The sequence below is a fragment of the Mageeibacillus indolicus UPII9-5 genome, from assembly GCF_000025225.2.
Taxonomy (GTDB): domain Bacteria; phylum Bacillota; class Clostridia; order Saccharofermentanales; family Fastidiosipilaceae; genus Mageeibacillus; species Mageeibacillus indolicus.
Genome location: NC_013895.2, coordinates 1364084 through 1379259, shown reverse-complemented (window position 1 = coordinate 1379259; position 15176 = coordinate 1364084). Strand labels below are relative to the sequence as shown.

The following is a 15176-nucleotide window of genomic DNA, read 5'->3' as shown; positions in this document are numbered from 1 at the left end:
TGCCAAGTACGGCGGCACCGCTAACTGCAGTGATTACACAAAATTTTATTCGGTGCGCTTAAGCTGCCCGGCTACAATGGCTTGGATTTTTTGCATTGTCGGCAACAAAAGATTGCTGCAGACCAACAACGCCACCCCGTTAAACACAATCCCCGGCAGCCGCTTAATGAACATCAGCGTATACGGTATATGGGCAAAGTCGATGGACCAACGGGTTTGTAAAACGGCCGAGAGCAAAACGATTTGAATAATCACCGTAATACTTATGATTTTCCGATCAAGCTTATGCCATACGAACACCATCAACCCGGGAATTACACCATAAAGAACGTTATTCAGTAAAATCCCGTAATGGGGTGCGCCCATGGAGCGAATTACTTGCCCTAAAATATCGGCCAATAAACCGGTAATCCCACCAAAAACCGGACCCAATGTGAAACCGGCAACAACTATTGGCAAAGTGCCGATGCTGAGCCGCATGGCATTGCCGAATAATAGCACGGAAAAATAGCGGGTAAGCACAATTGAAAGGGCGACCAGCGAAGCTGTCGCTGCCAAGTAAAAGTTGATAGAACGGGTGCCGCGTGGCAAAATCCATTGACGATCGTAGCTAAAGTTTTTTAACATAGTACCTCCCGATTATTTTGGAATATAAAATGGTCGAATGTGCCGATCTTAGCATCGTGCTGACCTCAAAACGATAGCCATTCTAGCATAATGTTTTTCCTTATTCAATTGGTATCCTAAAATTGGCGATTAAATTAGCGGTTCAATTATCGGGTACGGCTATGGTTTTTCCGTTAAAAGGTAAAATGGCTTTAGCCACCACGATAAAACGGCCGTGCCGTTAAGGCAGCAGCCGCTTATCAGTAAGAGGTGGTAATGAGTGTAACTTCTGATTAAATTTTTCCGACCAAATCGATACCAGGTTTCAAGGTCTTTTCACCCGGATGCCATTTGGCAGGGCAAGCCAGATCGCCGTGTTCGGCAACAAATTGGCAGGCTTGCAGCTTGCGCAACAATTCTGTGGCATTACGGCCGATGTTTCCGGCATTTACTTCGTAAGCAACGATTCTACCGGCCGGGTTGACGATGAAAGTGCCACGTTCGGCAATACCGGCTTCTTCGATCAGAACATCAAAATCACGGCAGAGAACGTGGGTAGGATCGGCCAACATCGGGAACTTGATGGCAGAGATAGTGGAAGAGGCATCATGCCAAGCCTTGTGAACAAAGTGGGTGTCGGTAGAAACACTGTAAATTTCAGCACCGGCTTTCTTGAATGCTTCGTAGTTAGCGGCCAAATCCTCTAATTCGGTCGGGCAGACAAAGGTGAAATCGGCTGGATAGAAAAAGAAAATACTCCATTTGCCGAGAACATCGTTCAAAGAAACTTCTTTAAATTCATCATTATGATAGGCTTGCACTTTGAAATTGCTGACTTGCTTATTAATTAAAGACATCGAATCACTCCTTCAAAATAATATTTGCTAATGTTAGATTTAGCTTGTCTATATTCTACCTTCTCCGCCAGTATTAAAACAGCACAAATGTTACACTAATAACGTAGTCGGAAAGTTTTGGGCGCGAGTTTGTAAAGTGATAAAAGGGCGACAATTACCAGTACCACTAACGCGGCGATGGTCAACAGCAAAGTTGGTGGGGTGAACTTGAGTGACCTAAAATTGATGACACAAATCATATACAGAAACATGTTGGTAAAATTGACAATGGGATTCGTTATCTTGCCTCTCTCGTCATAAGGCTGAATCACATAATAGATCGCAACTTGGTATACGGCAAAGAACAGCCCCAGTATGTAGGTGAAAAGGACGATCGACCCGACCATTTTAAAATTATATGGAAGCCTGAAGGAGTATATGGCTAAAGTGAAGATGGACAAAATGGTTGCCGTAACACAGTTCATAAAGAAAAAGCGGCGTAAACGCTGACAAAGCATTGTGAATACCGCATTTTTTTGCCGATAAAAGCCGTAATTAAGCAAGGCGGCATCGCAGTTCACGAACATAGCTTTGGTTATATTTTTATTATTGCTGATAACATAGCTGACAAAAATATATATGTTTGGTAATAAAACGAGTAATTTAGGAAGGTCAGCTGTAAACCCCGAGCCGATACCGATTGCGGCAACTTTTCGAGTGTCCAAATATCCTGCTGTCAAAACTAATGTGGCGACAACTGCCAGTAAGGCGTTTTTGATTATCCAAGGCCTAAAGAGCAAGCGAAAATGTCGTTGAAAGAAAAGGCTGTTCAATAGAGCATAGCCGCGCTTTTGGCTTTTTACATCACGAATGGAATCGGTGCCTGCGTTGAAGTTGCTGCTGCAGGTATTTTTACGATCAGTATCTGTGAGCTTTAGCCCGGTGTCAGAGGAGGTGGCGATAAAATATTCTACTTCTTGATTATTTTGGACGGCTAGTTCGACAAATGCGGCATACCCGTTCCACCGTAAAAAATGGTGAGCCAAATATAGATATAAAATTGCGAAGAGAGGGGCTAGATAGCAGAGCCAAGAGAAAACCGGCGGCGTAAATTTAATTGCGCACCATAATACGGCTGCTATCACCGCCAACTTAACGAGAGCGAGCGACCAAGGAAGATTGCGGTTCCACTTAAACTTCAACCTCAAATAAATCGAAAGCATAGAAACAGCTAAATGGACAAGATTTATGGTGAATATTTCGAGAGCGGTTAGTGCTGGCCAAAATAGACTGAGCGTAAGCATCGCCAGACAGCTGAAAACACTTTTAAGGAGAGGATAGATGAAAAGGTTTATTTTGCCCAAAGCAACAGAAGGCAAGTGATAGTATTTAGCGTAACTGAAAATTTCCTGACAATTTTCTCTGGCCGGGTCGGTAGTGGTCGCCATAAATAAAAAGCATATTCCGACTACAAGCCAAGTAAGGTGATAAATCCCCCCCCGATCGACTGAGGTTTGCAGGGCCGGCCAAATCCCTTTCAGTTGTAGCCAAATAAGCCCATGCATAAAAATATTGAAAATAATCGCCCATAGAAGCAATGAAGCGAAAAATTTTTTTATCATGAAATATGGCCACGTAAAAAATAGCGCGAATTTTTTTAGGCGTGGGAAAGCATAAACGTCAGATTTCCCGGTCAAAATTTTCAGTAACGGCAGGTTGCGCCAGCCGCGGATAATCATGTTGATATCGGCTATGGCTTTAGTTTGAACGATAAATTTGAGGTATTTATAAATTGTAATCATACTTTACTCGCGGCCCTCATCTTTCAAGGTCGACATGATCATGTCTTCCAGTCCTGCTGTGCTCGCCGGCAAGCCTTGTGCTTGAATCTGCCCTTCTTTGAGAAAAACTATCGAGTCACACAGATCTTCGGCCAATTGCAAAATATGGGTGGATAAAATGATTATATGTTCAGATTGAATTTGTCGAATAAGCTTTTTTATCTGCAACTGAACCAAGATGTCGAGTGAAGTAAGCGGCTCGTCCATCAAAATAATCAGCGGTCGCAAAATTAGAAACATGATCATTTGTAATTTGTTTTTCATACCGGTTGAATAGCCTTGAATCAGCCGGCAACGATCTTCAGCCGCGAAATCAACTGCTTCAAAGTAAGCGTCGATCGATTGAGGAGCCGCGATATGGGACTTGTTGATGTCATAAAAAAATTGAATGAATTCTTCTCCGGTCAAAAAATTGGGGAACTTGGGCTCGGCAACCATGAGGAAAATATCTTCGTCGGTTACTAGGCGTGGGGGCTGGCCGTCTTGCTGTAAATAAAATTCCCCGCTGTCGGCGGCGAGATTGCCGGCCAAAATTGACAAAAGTGTAGTTTTTCCGGCGCCATTACGTCCGAGAAGACCATAAATGGTGCCGCGTTTAAGAGTGGCGGTGCAGCCACACAACACTTTTTTATCCTTGAAGCTTTTGTGAATATCTTTAATCACCAATTCGACATTTGGTGAATCGGTCCCAGTTATTTCCACGGTATTCTACCCTCCATTTGGCAGTTAAGGATGTTATCCACCTATAAAGATAGAACTCATAGTGGTTACTATGAGTTCTATGTCATGTGGCAGCCGAAGAAGGATTCGAACCCTCACCGACAGAGCCAGAATCTGTTGTGCTACCTTTACACCATTCGGCCAATAGACTGAGGCATATGATAGCACAGGACAGAAAAAATATCAAGCTTTAAGCGGATGCTTAGTCGATGCTGGCTTGATAAATGCTTTCAACACTGTCAGCCAAAGTTTTTTCAAATTCGGCATCTGTTTGTTGATAGCTCAGGCCTTCCGCCAAAGCACGTGAGAAGCTGGCGATGACGCCCTTGTTTTTAGCCAAGAGTTTGTTGGCTTCATCACGTTCATAACCGCCGGAGAGGGCGACTACCCGTACAACATTAGGCAGTTTGATCAAATCGGCATAGAAATTTTCTTTGGTAGGAATGGAGAGCTTGAAGATGATGTAAGCATCTTTGGGCAATTTGTTGGCTTGTTCAATAAGCTCGGCTTTCAAAAGTTCTTCGCATTTAACCTTATCGGCAGCGTGAATGTCTACTTCAGGCTCAATAATGGGTACGAAACCTTGCTCGATGATCACTTTGGCCAAGTCAAATTGTTGGGCTACGATGTTTTTGATACCTTCAGTATTGGCCGATTTAATGACCGAACGCATTTTTGTACCGAAAACAGGGTATTTGGCGGCACGCTTCAGCAAGTCAACCAAACCGGGGATGGGCTTGAGCATTTGAACGCCGTTCTCTTCCGGCATAAGGCCTTTATCCACCTTGAGGAAGGGTACAACGCCTTTCTTTTCCCACAGATATGTAGCGGTGGGAAGACCGTCGATTTCACGATCCATGGTTTGCTCGAAGAGAATGGCTCCGATGATTTTGCTGTTGTTGAACGCTTTGGCTTTAATGATACGAGTACGCATGGCGTGAACCATATCGAACATTTCAGCGTCGTTCTTGTAAGCATCGCTGCTGACACCGTATGCGGCCAGGGCCTTAGGTGTGCTACCGCCGCTCTGATCGAGGGCTGCAATAAAACCTTTTGCTTCATGCATCTGAGACAGTTGCTTGTTATTCATAATAATACCTCCTGTGCGAATCTGTTATCCAACTCTCAACATTCCAATTCTAACATATTTAGTACAATTTGTCGCGATGTAAAATTTCGTCCGTATTAAATCTGTGAAAATTTCATTTTCGTAAGGAATCAATGCAAGCATGCAGTCTTGCCATGCCGACTTTCAGAGCTTCCTGCCCGTAACAGAAAGAAATACGTACAAAGCCGTCAGTGCCGAAGGCGGTGCCGGGGACTACGGCCAGAAGGTGACGCTGGATCAACGTCCGGCAGAAATCCTCCGAGCCTTTCCCGGCGAATGCCGATGAAATATCAGCTAAATTAGGATAAGCATAGAACGCTCCGGCCGGTACAGGCAGCTTGAAACCCATTGATCGTAATTCGCGAATGACATAATCACGGCGTTGGCGGTAGGCTTCACGCATGGCAGTAGTAGGTGTTTTGAGTGCGGCCATACCTCCATCTTGCGTGAAATTAGCGGCCGAAGTAATCATATTTTGATGCGCCAAGGCTATTTTAGGCTGCAAACTGCGATCAGCCATCAGATAGCCCAGACGCCAGCCGGTCATTGCCCACGGTTTGGAAAAGCTCTGGATTACGATCAACTGCTGCCGCAAAGATTTGTTATTGCTGATAAATTCTGCTGTTTCATATATCAAATCGCGGTAAACTTCATCACAAATAATGTAAAAACCTTCGCGAGCAGCTGCTGTGGCGACAGCCGCAATTGAACGGCGGTCGTAAATACTGCCGGTAGGGTTGTTGGGCGAGGTTATTATTATGGCTTTCGTACGCGAGGTGACGGTCGCTGCCAGTGCGGCCTCGGTTATTTGAAAAGGACGTGCGGTATTGTCAGCCTCCGTTTCGCCGGCCAAACCTGTCGTAAGCAACGGAACCGCTTGTCCCCGTAAGATATTTGTGGCTGCGGCATAAAGCCCGAAGGCCGGTAAAGGAATGATAACTTCATCACCCGGATTAAGCAGAGCTAAAAGTGTTGCGAAAATACCTTCGGTTGCGCCGTTGGTGACGATGATTTCTTCTGGACTATAGTCAAAACCATAATTTTCAGCAACAAATTCACTCAAATTTTCTAATAAATCACGGCGCCCGTTGAAGGGTGGGTAGTGAGTATTTCCGGCCTGCAAGCCGGCTATAGCGGCAGCTTGGATTGCTGGCGGAGTGATAAAATCAGGTTCCCCAATAGTCAGAATCTGGCAGCCGGGGGTTTGAGTCGCCAGCCTGGTAATCACGCGGATAGGGCTTTCTTTCACATTGTTTAGGCTTAAATTAGTTTCTTTAGGCATGGTTTCCTCATTTCTGATCCAATTTCAGCAGTAACGTTTTTTTGTGCTTATTGCTCATTATCGCTCATTATTGTACTCATTTCAGGATAGCACACAAAAATGGTATAATACACTAATCTGGTCCAAATTAAATGAATTTAACTGATGGTGTACATTTATGAAATATATTATAACTTTTATGATAGCCATGCTGCCGTTGATTGAATTGCGTGGAGCCATTCCCTATGCTCAGTTGCAGGGAGTGCCGCTACCGATAGCTTATATCATCGCTATAGTCGCCAATATGTTGCCGGTGCCGCTGATTTATTTTTTTGCCCGCCGTGTTCTAGTTTGGGGTAAAGATAAAGCATATATAGGCAAATTTTTTACCTATTGCGTCGAAAAAGGTGAAAAGGCAGGCCGTAAATTGGAGGCTGGAGCTGGGCGCGGTGGCATTTTCATGGCCCTATTCCTATTTGTGGCCCTACCTTTGCCGGGTACGGGCGCTTGGACGGGCACTTTGGCGGCAGCTTGCCTCGATTTGGACCCGCGAACCGGTATAGGGGCAGTCATGCTCGGTGTTTTGGGGGCCGGAGTTATCATGAGCGTGGTTGGCAGCGGCCTAGTAGCTATTTTTACTTGAAATTAAAGCTACCGCAATCCCACTGGCTTTAGACGGTGGGTTAAGGTAGCAAAAATTATGATTTAGTGGTATAATAATTGGCATTATAGGAACGTGGAAATCAAAGAATAGGCATAAGTATTTATTGCAGTATCACATTATTTTTGTATGCAAGTATAGAAAGAAATTATTAGTGCCGAAATCAATGTCGGATAATATCAAGCAGTTTTCTTATGAGATATGCAAGAAGCATAATATAATCATAAACATATGGAAACAGACAAAGACCATATACACTATATGATAGAAACTGAGCCTACTATATCAATAAGCAAAGTGGTTAATCTAATTAAGAGCTATACAACATATCATATATGGAAAAAGCATACAGAATATCTTAAGAAACCTTTTTGGAAAGAACATACATTTTGGACTGATGGATATTTTGCTTGTAGCGTAGGCAATGTTTCTGAAGAAATATTAAAGCAATACATAGAAAATCAAGGGTAGAAAGGTAGGTAAGCTGAATGTTAAAAGCATATAAATATCGGATTTATCCAAGTAAAGAGCAAGAAATACAGTTGGCAAAGACATTTGGCTGTTGCCGTTTTGTATATAATCAGACCCTTGCATACAGGAAAGATGCTTATGAAAAAGAAAAAAACTCTATCAGTAAAACAGACTGTAATAATTATTGCAATAGAGAGCTGAAAAAAGTTTATAAATGGCTGAAAGAAGTAGACAAATTTGCTTTAACAAATGCAATTTATCATATGGATAGTGCTTATCAAAAGTTTTTCAAAGAGCATGCAGGTTGCCCAAAGTTTAAGAGTAAACACGATAGGCATAAATCCTACACAACTAATTTTACAAATGGGAATATAACTGTAGATTTTGATAGAGAAAGAATAAAGTTGCCAAAGTTAAAAGAGATAAAAGCAAAAATTCATAGGAATTTTGCAGGGCAAATAAAATCGGCAACTATATCACAACTGCCGAGTGGAAAGTATTATGTAGCAATCTTAGTAGAAACAGAGAATGTAAAAAAGCAGGAGACAAGAGGTAAAATAGGTTTAGATTTGGGGATAAAGGATTTGTGTATTACATCAGATGGGAGAAAATACGAAAATTCAAAGACAATAAAGAATTATGAGAGAAATCTTACAAAATTGCAAAGACAGCTTGCACATAAAATAAAAGGGAGCAGGAACTATCAGAAAAAAAGAAAGCAAATAGCATTATGCCATGAGAAAATAACAAATACCAGAAAAGATTATCTTCATAAGATTTCAAGTGAAATAATAAGCGAAAACCAAGTGATTGTTTCAGAAAACTTGCAGATAAAAAATATGATAAAAAACCATAAATTGGCTAAGTCTATAAGTGACGTTTCATGGTATGAGCTCACAAGACAGCTAGAGTATAAAGCAAAGTGGAACAATAGAATATATGTTAAGGTAGATAGTTTTTACGCAAGTAGTCAGTTATGTTCTTGTTGTGGTTGCCAAAATAAGAACATAAAAGATTTATCCGTAAGGCAATGGAAATGTCCAAATTGCGGGGAAATACACGATAGAGATGTCAATGCCGCAAAGAATATATTAGCAGAAGGATTAAGACAAATAGCGTAATAAAAAATATAGGGTAAGGACTATCCGAATTAACGCCTGTGGAGATAGTAGGTTACGAGGTCAGTGAAGCAGGAAGCCCATAGGCTTTAGACTATGGGTAGTTCACCAATCATGAATAATCTTGCTAAGACGGGAAAATTCGTCTATATTTAATACACTGTGGCCGAGAGGTCATAACTGCAAGTGCTGCAAGTTCGGGACGGCGAGGGCGATCGCGCTGGTGCAATAAGTTCGGAACTGCAAGGTTTATAAGTTTTAGGAGATGAATTATGGCCAAAGATAAAAAGTTAGTGGAGCAGATTACAGCTAGAGATGTAGACTTTGCTCAGTGGTATACCGATATAGTGACCAAAGCCGAACTGGCGGACTATTCCTGCGTGCGCGGCTGCATGGTTATCCGCCCTTATGGTTATGCGATTTGGGAAAACATGAAACAGGATCTTGATCGACGTTTTAAGGCTACCGGACATGAAAATGTGGCTATGCCGATGTTCATTCCGGAAAGTTTGTTACAAAAAGAAAAAGATCATGTTCAAGGTTTCGCTCCGGAAGTGGCCTGGGTTACCCACGGCGGCGATGCACTGTTGCCGGAAAGGCTTTGCGTTCGTCCGACTTCGGAAACCTTGTTCTGTGATCACTATGCCAGAATAATTCAATCTTATCGAGATTTGCCCAAACTTTATAACCAATGGTGTTCCGTAGTCAGATGGGAAAAAACGACTCGCCCGTTCCTGCGTACAATGGAGTTCTTTTGGCAAGAAGGCCATACTGTGCATGAGACGGCTGAAGAAGCGATTGCCGAAACCGAAAGAATGCTGAATGTTTATGCCGATTTTCTGCGTGAAGTGCTGGCAATACCGGTAATTAAGGGACGTAAGACCGACAAAGAAAAATTTGCCGGCGCGGAAATGACTTACACGGTGGAAGCTTTGATGCACGACGGTAAAGCTTTACAGTCTGGTACATCGCATTATTTTGGTGACGGATTTGCCCGTGCCTTTGGTATTCAGTTCAGCGACCGTGAGAATAAACTGCAGTATTGCCATGAGACTTCTTGGGGTATGAGCACACGAGTTATCGGGGCGATGATCATGGTGCACAGCGATGACTCCGGATTGGTTTTGCCGCCGCGGGTCGCACCGGTGCAGATCATGCTTATCCCTATTGCTATGCATAAAGACGGTGTTTTGCCGGCGGTATTTGCCCTGCGTGATCGTTTGCAAAAGGCTTCTTACGGATTCCGGGTGAAGGTAGATGCTTCGGACAAAATGCCCGGTTGGAAATTCAGTGAACAGGAAATGCGCGGTATTCCTTTGCGTCTTGAAATGGGCCCACGTGACATTGAACAAGGTTCCGTCGTGGCTGTACGTCGTGACACCGGAGCTAAGACCATCTTACCTCTGGAAGGTATCGAGGATGCTTTAGCAAAGTTATTGGATGAAATTCATGCCGATATGCTGGCGCGAGCTGAAAAGCATCTGGCGGAACATTGCTACAAAGTAACCACATACGATGAATTTAAAGATACAGTTGCCAACCGTCCCGGATTTATTGAGGCGGCGTGGTGCGGTGATGTCGGCTGCGAGGAACAGATTAAAGCTGATACCGGCGCGACTTCGCGCTGTATGCCGTTCAGCAAAGAAAAGCCGGATGAAGGCGCGTTTTGCGTCTGTTGCGGCCGCCCAGCCAAGCACAATGTATATTGGGGAAAGGCTTACTGATCAGTGCCACCCCGAAATGTGCTCTGAATGAAACTACGCGAAAGTTGGTCATAACGTACAATAATCGTAATGTACAATAATTTAAATTAAGCTAATTGTCGATAAGTTTTCGCTGCAGTCGATACTGCCACTTAGTCTGATATGCCTAGGTGGCAGTTTTATTTTGCTAAAACTTCAATTTAATGCGTAAGCAATGTGTTTTTAATAAAAAAGATTGAATTCATAGGATACAATGTATATACTTTATTTATCATACTTTTTAATGCTTATAGGAAGCGAAAACTCTGAACAAATAAATGTTTTGGCCAACAAGTAATTCTTATGTAACGGAGGCGAATATGAAACCTTTGGTAAAAAACACGATAAGCATATTATCAGCAGGTTTATTGGCTTTGGGTAGTGCAATTTACCCCAATTTTGTATCGGCTGTCGAAGTTTCGAATAGCATATTAGAAAAGAATAATAAAACGGCTAGCCCATTGGATAATAATTTAGAAACAAAGGTCACGCTCAGTTTTCCCGGAAGCGAAGATGTCTTAGCGCAAGATATAGTGTTTGTGCTGGATAAGAGTGGGGCGAGTGATCAAAAAGGCATAGATTCCCAAGCTCGACAATTTTTAGATGATATCAAGCAGCAGGCTGATGAAAAAGGGTTGAATATTAAAATCGGCATTGTTAATTTTTATTACGCCGGTAAAGTCCGTCAAGAGCTTACTGATGTGGTGAAAAATTATAATGATATACAGAATAAATTAAAATCATCTGTACTTGGGTTTGGCACGAATATGCATGCCGGTCTTTTGGCAGCGAAGAAAATGCTGGATGATGATACCGCGGTTGCTGCTAAGAACAAACATATTATCCTAATTAGTGATGGAGCTACCTATCTTTATTCAAAAAATAATGATTTTACAACAGCTTATACACGTTCCTTTAATCCGACAAAGCAAAAAGATCCAAATGTATATAATGATAGGCGAGACTTGCAAGGTGGCATTTGGGAGTACCAAAGTCGTGATTATAATCTGAAAATTGATTGGAAGAAGTTTAACGGTACTGATGTAAACTTCATCTTCTCGTATGCCATGGGTGGTTCTTGGCCGTGGGATCCGAATAAACCGGAAAACAAGGATAAACCTAAGCCAAGTATTAAATACCTTGGCGAATATCTCGATTATTATCGCCAACAAGAGCAAGATACAAGCAAAAACTGGGCACAATATGACTATGCCTACACGTTCTTTTCTCGTAGAAAAGGTGGCGGCAAGAATGGTGTTGTTCCAATCGAGAATAACGCTCCAGCAAATATCGACATTGCGTTCATGAAGGCCGATGACGTATTTCAAGAAATGGTAAACGCCGGTTACCAAATGAACGTGTATTACAAGAATAAGGCTGATTTTAATGGCTCACTGTTCTTGAAGTATCTTGCGCGTAATTCCAATGATGGCAAGCTTAATAAAGATTTTCAACAGCTCAAGAAGGAAGTGCTTGAAAAAGTAGCAAAAGGTTCAACTGTTGTCGACTATATTGGCAAAGATTTTGATTTTGTCAATGATGTAGGAAAAATCAGCCTCAAAGTTGGCACCGCTATGTTGCAGGCTGAAGAAATAAAAGATCGGGCACTTGCTGGATCCGATGCCCATTACGGCTTCGGCAAAAATAACGACAACACTTACCGATTTGAATTGATTTACAAAAAAGTTGATGCTGATGCGGCAAATAAAGAAACCCTCACCTTAAAAATTAACGAAACCGTGTACCCCAGGATACCCGTGGTCCTTGAATATCAAGAAAAACTCGTCAAAAAACCGACTGCCCCCGGCATTTATAAATTGGATACCAACGAAAAAGCAACTCTGTATCCAGTTGATGCCAATGATAATAAGGGCACGCCGGTTGATTTCCCGCAACCGCAGGTTACCTATAAGGTCGAAGGTGGTAATTTTGACAATCCCGATCCATCACCGTTTCCGTTCACGCCTGACCCGGAAGTGAACCGAAAAGCCAGAATCGAGTTGTTAGATGAAGTGCCAGATACGGCGGCTTGTAAATAGCGAATTTTTACCTGCGTGCAGTTTCTGACTGTAACAACTACAAAGCCAACCAACTTTTACGAAATTCGTATGTTCCGATGAATTCTTCAAAATTCCCACGGAATGTTCGCTTAAACTGTAAAACACCGTAGTCAACATTATTGGTGGCTTCATCCAGCAAATCGGAACAGCCGTAAAGATTATAGTTGGCAAAGCCTCCCTGTACAGCCAATTGCAACATATGGGCGTGCATCGCCAAAACCCCGTCAAAGTTCATCAAAGCTTTTTCACCGCCGCCGAGTAGATGGATGAAGTCTTGGCCGGATTCGATGAAACAACCGGCGCAAAGGTAGACGATCTCGCCCCGTTCCTTTCTGAGGGCAGCGACTTTGGCCGTCAGATTGTGCAGCCGGTTAAGTTGATCGGTATTGTCCCTGCTTAAATTCTGATATTTTTTGCCGCGATTTTCCCCGTATTGAGCATCAAGTTCGGCTTGCGCCAGATTAATCGATTCGACTAAAGTTTTATAGGTGTTGAGGGCTTCGTCACAGTTGATGTAAGCGACCGGAAAATATATTTTGCTGCCGAAATGTCGCCACAGACTCCGGTGAAAGGCCGGCCGAACTGCGATGTTGGTATCCATACGTGCATATGTTTCTTCCAGAATATGATCAAAAATATCCAGTTCATCCAGATTAAGCATACGTACTTTAATCCCTGACTGTTCGGCTTTGCGCATACGCATTTTCAAATTCGGGGTGAGCGAAGCCAAAATTTCCGGATAACTCATGCCCGCTATCGGCTTATTATAAATGCAGCGCAAGTTTATGTTGGGGTCCTGATACCATTCACGATTGATATGGGCGAAACCATTGCGTCGGAAAATTGATCGGTAGTCGTCACCTACATTTTCCGCGATCATGGTGACATCTTCATACAAATTGGCCGGAATAAGCGGATTACAGCGAAGGAAGCGCACGTCGGCATGCCGCAAAACTGTCTTTTTTAGCGTTTGTAAAACCTCGTCCAGCAATTTCGGTGAGGGGTTTAGCAAAGTAGGCCCGAAAATACAGTTGCCATAATGTAAAATTTTCTTGTATTGATAGTAGACCACCAGGGCTAAAGCTTGTGTTTCACCTGAGCTGTCGGAAAAAGAGAGGTAGTCAACTTTGTTTCCTTCTGCCATCTTGCTTTCGCCGAACTCGCCCATTTGGTTGAAAAAATAGCGTACTTTAGAGGCGGCCAGCAATTGTTTATAAGTTGTGCTATCAAGTTTGTTTACCTTTAGCATGATATTCTCCTTGCGTGAGCCTTAAAACTTCTAAAACTTCTAAACTTTTAAAACTTTCCGGTCGGCTTACAATATTCATAAGTCCCTATAAATTCTTCAAGATTGCCTCTAAAAGCACGTTTAAACTGCAGCACCCCATAATCGACCTGGTTATCTTCCGGCGTGAGCAGGCCTGAGCATCCATACAGATTATAATATTCGAAACCTTTGCTGACCGCCAATTGCAACATACGGCTGTGCAAAAGCTGAATACCGTGCAGATTCATCAATGATTTTTCACCGCCACCCAAGAGGTGAATAAAATCGTGTCCGGATTCAATGAAACACCCGCCGCACAAGTAGATCAAATTGCCCCGATCAGCTTGCAATTCAGTTACTTTGGCGGTTAAATTTTGCAGACGATTCAGTCGGTCAGCGTTATCCCGGCTTAAATTCCGATACTTAGTGGACGGCTTTGCTGCATATCGTTCATCAAGCTTGGCTTGATCAGCCAAAACCGCTCTGCGCAAAGTTTCATATCTTTGCAAAGCTTCTGCGCAATCAATATATACAACCGGAAAATATATTTTATCGCCGAAGCAGCGATACAAATTGCGGTTCATTTCGGGGCGTACAGTGGTTATCGTGTTCATACGATCATAAGTTTTTTGCAGCAAGTCATCGAAAATATCCAACTCGTCATAGTTTAGGTACCGAAATTTTAAGTCTTCATTTTCTGATTTGCGCAAATTTACCCGCAGCACGGGATCTACGGTGGCTAAAATCTGATCATAGGTCATACCCGAGATTTTTTTGCTGTAAATGAAGCGCACATGCAGGGTTTGATTGCTGTACCATTCTCCGGCCACTCGTTTAAAGCCAAGTCGGGACAGCAGAGCGACGTAATCGGCGCTGACATCCGTTTCTGTTTTGATTATATCGTCATACAAATTGGCTGGCAAAAGCGGATTGCAACGAATATAACGAACGTTAAATTTTCTAAGACAAAAATCTCGTAAGACACCCAAAACTTCAGCAAAAAGCTCCGGTTCGGTATGAAACATTGTCGGCCCGAAAATGCAGTTGGCATAGCGGAAGAAATAATGATATCGGTAGTAGACAACTAAGGCTACGGCTTGCGGTTCCCCGGCCTTGTCGCGAAAAACGAGATAATCAACTTTGTTTCCGTCCGACTCTTTGCCGTGACCGTATTCAACCATCTGATTAAAAAAATACCGGCTATCAGAGGTATTCAATATGGCCGCGTAGGCGGCCGGAGCAATTTCTTGAACTGTAAGCAATAATTTGTCCTCCTGTCATAGACCTTGAACATTATAGCAATTTATTCGGCCCATAACAAAAAAAATATCCGGACGATTTGTTGCCGTGCTTGCACAACATGGTCAATTCAGCTATACTAGACGAAGCGAAAGAGGGAGTAACCACCGTTTACGGGGGCAGGATCAACAGCCGGCGCAAGCCTGGTTCTGCCGTGATAGAGTGAGACTACGGACGCACACTGGT

12 protein-coding genes, 1 tRNA gene and 1 pseudogene are annotated in these 15176 nt (G+C 42.9%); 5 read left to right on the top strand and 9 right to left on the bottom strand.

Annotated features, from left to right (window positions below):
* Positions 1-45: 45 nt before the first annotated feature.
* From HMPREF0868_RS08045 to HMPREF0868_RS06050, 7 genes are all read right to left on the bottom strand, one after another.
* Entirely contained in the window at positions 46-627 is a 582-nt protein-coding gene (locus tag HMPREF0868_RS08045; protein ID WP_012993846.1) for a folate family ECF transporter S component, read from the bottom strand.
* A 272-nt stretch (positions 628-899) separates the two neighbouring features.
* The gene (ahpC, locus tag HMPREF0868_RS06075; protein WP_012993845.1) at positions 900-1463 is read right to left on the bottom strand and encodes an alkyl hydroperoxide reductase subunit C; all 564 of its coding nucleotides are present in this window, start codon (positions 1461-1463) and stop codon (positions 900-902) included.
* Positions 1464-1558: 95 nt separating this feature from the next.
* A complete protein-coding gene (locus HMPREF0868_RS06070) occupies positions 1559-3244 on the bottom strand; it encodes a hypothetical protein (RefSeq protein WP_012993844.1) in 1686 nt (561 codons plus the stop codon).
* Between the two features lie 3 nt (positions 3245-3247).
* The gene (locus HMPREF0868_RS06065; protein ID WP_012993843.1) at positions 3248-3985 is read right to left on the bottom strand and encodes an ABC transporter ATP-binding protein; all 738 of its coding nucleotides are present in this window, start codon (positions 3983-3985) and stop codon (positions 3248-3250) included.
* A gap of 87 nt (positions 3986-4072) precedes the next feature.
* Positions 4073-4146, bottom strand: a tRNA-Gln gene (locus HMPREF0868_RS06060).
* Between the two features lie 59 nt (positions 4147-4205).
* Positions 4206-5093, bottom strand: a complete 888-nt coding sequence (locus HMPREF0868_RS06055) for a fructose bisphosphate aldolase (protein WP_012993842.1) — start codon at positions 5091-5093, stop codon at positions 4206-4208.
* 112 nt (positions 5094-5205) lie between these two features.
* A complete protein-coding gene (locus HMPREF0868_RS06050) occupies positions 5206-6393 on the bottom strand; it encodes a pyridoxal phosphate-dependent aminotransferase (RefSeq protein ID WP_012993840.1) in 1188 nt (395 codons plus the stop codon).
* Between the two features lie 157 nt (positions 6394-6550).
* Between HMPREF0868_RS06050 and HMPREF0868_RS06045 the strand changes: the two genes are divergently transcribed.
* The 5 genes and pseudogenes from HMPREF0868_RS06045 (at position 6551) to HMPREF0868_RS06025 (ending at position 12403) form a co-directional block, all read left to right on the top strand.
* Positions 6551-7015 (top strand): COG2426 family protein, encoded by a 465-nt coding sequence (locus tag HMPREF0868_RS06045; protein WP_012993839.1) that lies wholly within the window; start codon positions 6551-6553, stop codon positions 7013-7015.
* A gap of 85 nt (positions 7016-7100) precedes the next feature.
* Positions 7101-7504, top strand: a pseudogene (gene tnpA / locus HMPREF0868_RS08270) (IS200/IS605 family transposase).
* A 17-nt stretch (positions 7505-7521) separates the two neighbouring features.
* Entirely contained in the window at positions 7522-8625 is a 1104-nt protein-coding gene (gene tnpB, locus HMPREF0868_RS06035; RefSeq protein WP_012993838.1) for an IS200/IS605 family element RNA-guided endonuclease TnpB, read from the top strand.
* Between the two features lie 269 nt (positions 8626-8894).
* Positions 8895-10346, top strand: coding sequence for a proline--tRNA ligase (proS, locus tag HMPREF0868_RS06030; RefSeq protein ID WP_012993837.1), 1452 nt, complete (start codon positions 8895-8897; stop codon positions 10344-10346).
* Between the two features lie 338 nt (positions 10347-10684).
* Positions 10685-12403, top strand: coding sequence for a vWA domain-containing protein (locus HMPREF0868_RS06025; RefSeq protein ID WP_012993836.1), 1719 nt, complete (start codon positions 10685-10687; stop codon positions 12401-12403).
* A gap of 37 nt (positions 12404-12440) precedes the next feature.
* Here HMPREF0868_RS06025 and HMPREF0868_RS06020 read toward each other — a convergent pair whose 3' ends face one another.
* Together HMPREF0868_RS06020 and HMPREF0868_RS06015 are read right to left on the bottom strand one after the other, a co-directional pair.
* Positions 12441-13673 (bottom strand): lipid II:glycine glycyltransferase FemX, encoded by a 1233-nt coding sequence (locus HMPREF0868_RS06020; RefSeq protein ID WP_012993835.1) that lies wholly within the window; start codon positions 13671-13673, stop codon positions 12441-12443.
* Positions 13674-13720: 47 nt separating this feature from the next.
* A complete protein-coding gene (locus HMPREF0868_RS06015; RefSeq protein WP_012993834.1) occupies positions 13721-14953 on the bottom strand; it encodes a peptidoglycan bridge formation glycyltransferase FemA/FemB family protein in 1233 nt (410 codons plus the stop codon).
* Between the last annotated feature and the right edge of the window lie 223 nt (positions 14954-15176).

Coding starts and splice junctions, on each gene's coding strand:
- HMPREF0868_RS08045 (WP_012993846.1), bottom strand. CDS start 627: ATGTTAAAAAACTTTAGCTACGATCGTCAATGGATTTTGCCACGCGGC.
- ahpC (WP_012993845.1), bottom strand. CDS start 1,463: ATGTCTTTAATTAATAAGCAAGTCAGCAATTTCAAAGTGCAAGCCTAT.
- HMPREF0868_RS06070 (WP_012993844.1), bottom strand. CDS start 3,244: ATGATTACAATTTATAAATACCTCAAATTTATCGTTCAAACTAAAGCC.
- HMPREF0868_RS06055 (WP_012993842.1), bottom strand. CDS start 5,093: ATGAATAACAAGCAACTGTCTCAGATGCATGAAGCAAAAGGTTTTATT.
- HMPREF0868_RS06050 (WP_012993840.1), bottom strand. CDS start 6,393: ATGCCTAAAGAAACTAATTTAAGCCTAAACAATGTGAAAGAAAGCCCT.
- HMPREF0868_RS06045 (WP_012993839.1), top strand. CDS start 6,551: ATGAAATATATTATAACTTTTATGATAGCCATGCTGCCGTTGATTGAA.
- tnpB (WP_012993838.1), top strand. CDS start 7,522: ATGTTAAAAGCATATAAATATCGGATTTATCCAAGTAAAGAGCAAGAA.
- proS (WP_012993837.1), top strand. CDS start 8,895: ATGGCCAAAGATAAAAAGTTAGTGGAGCAGATTACAGCTAGAGATGTA.
- HMPREF0868_RS06025 (WP_012993836.1), top strand. CDS start 10,685: ATGAAACCTTTGGTAAAAAACACGATAAGCATATTATCAGCAGGTTTA.
- HMPREF0868_RS06020 (WP_012993835.1), bottom strand. CDS start 13,673: ATGCTAAAGGTAAACAAACTTGATAGCACAACTTATAAACAATTGCTG.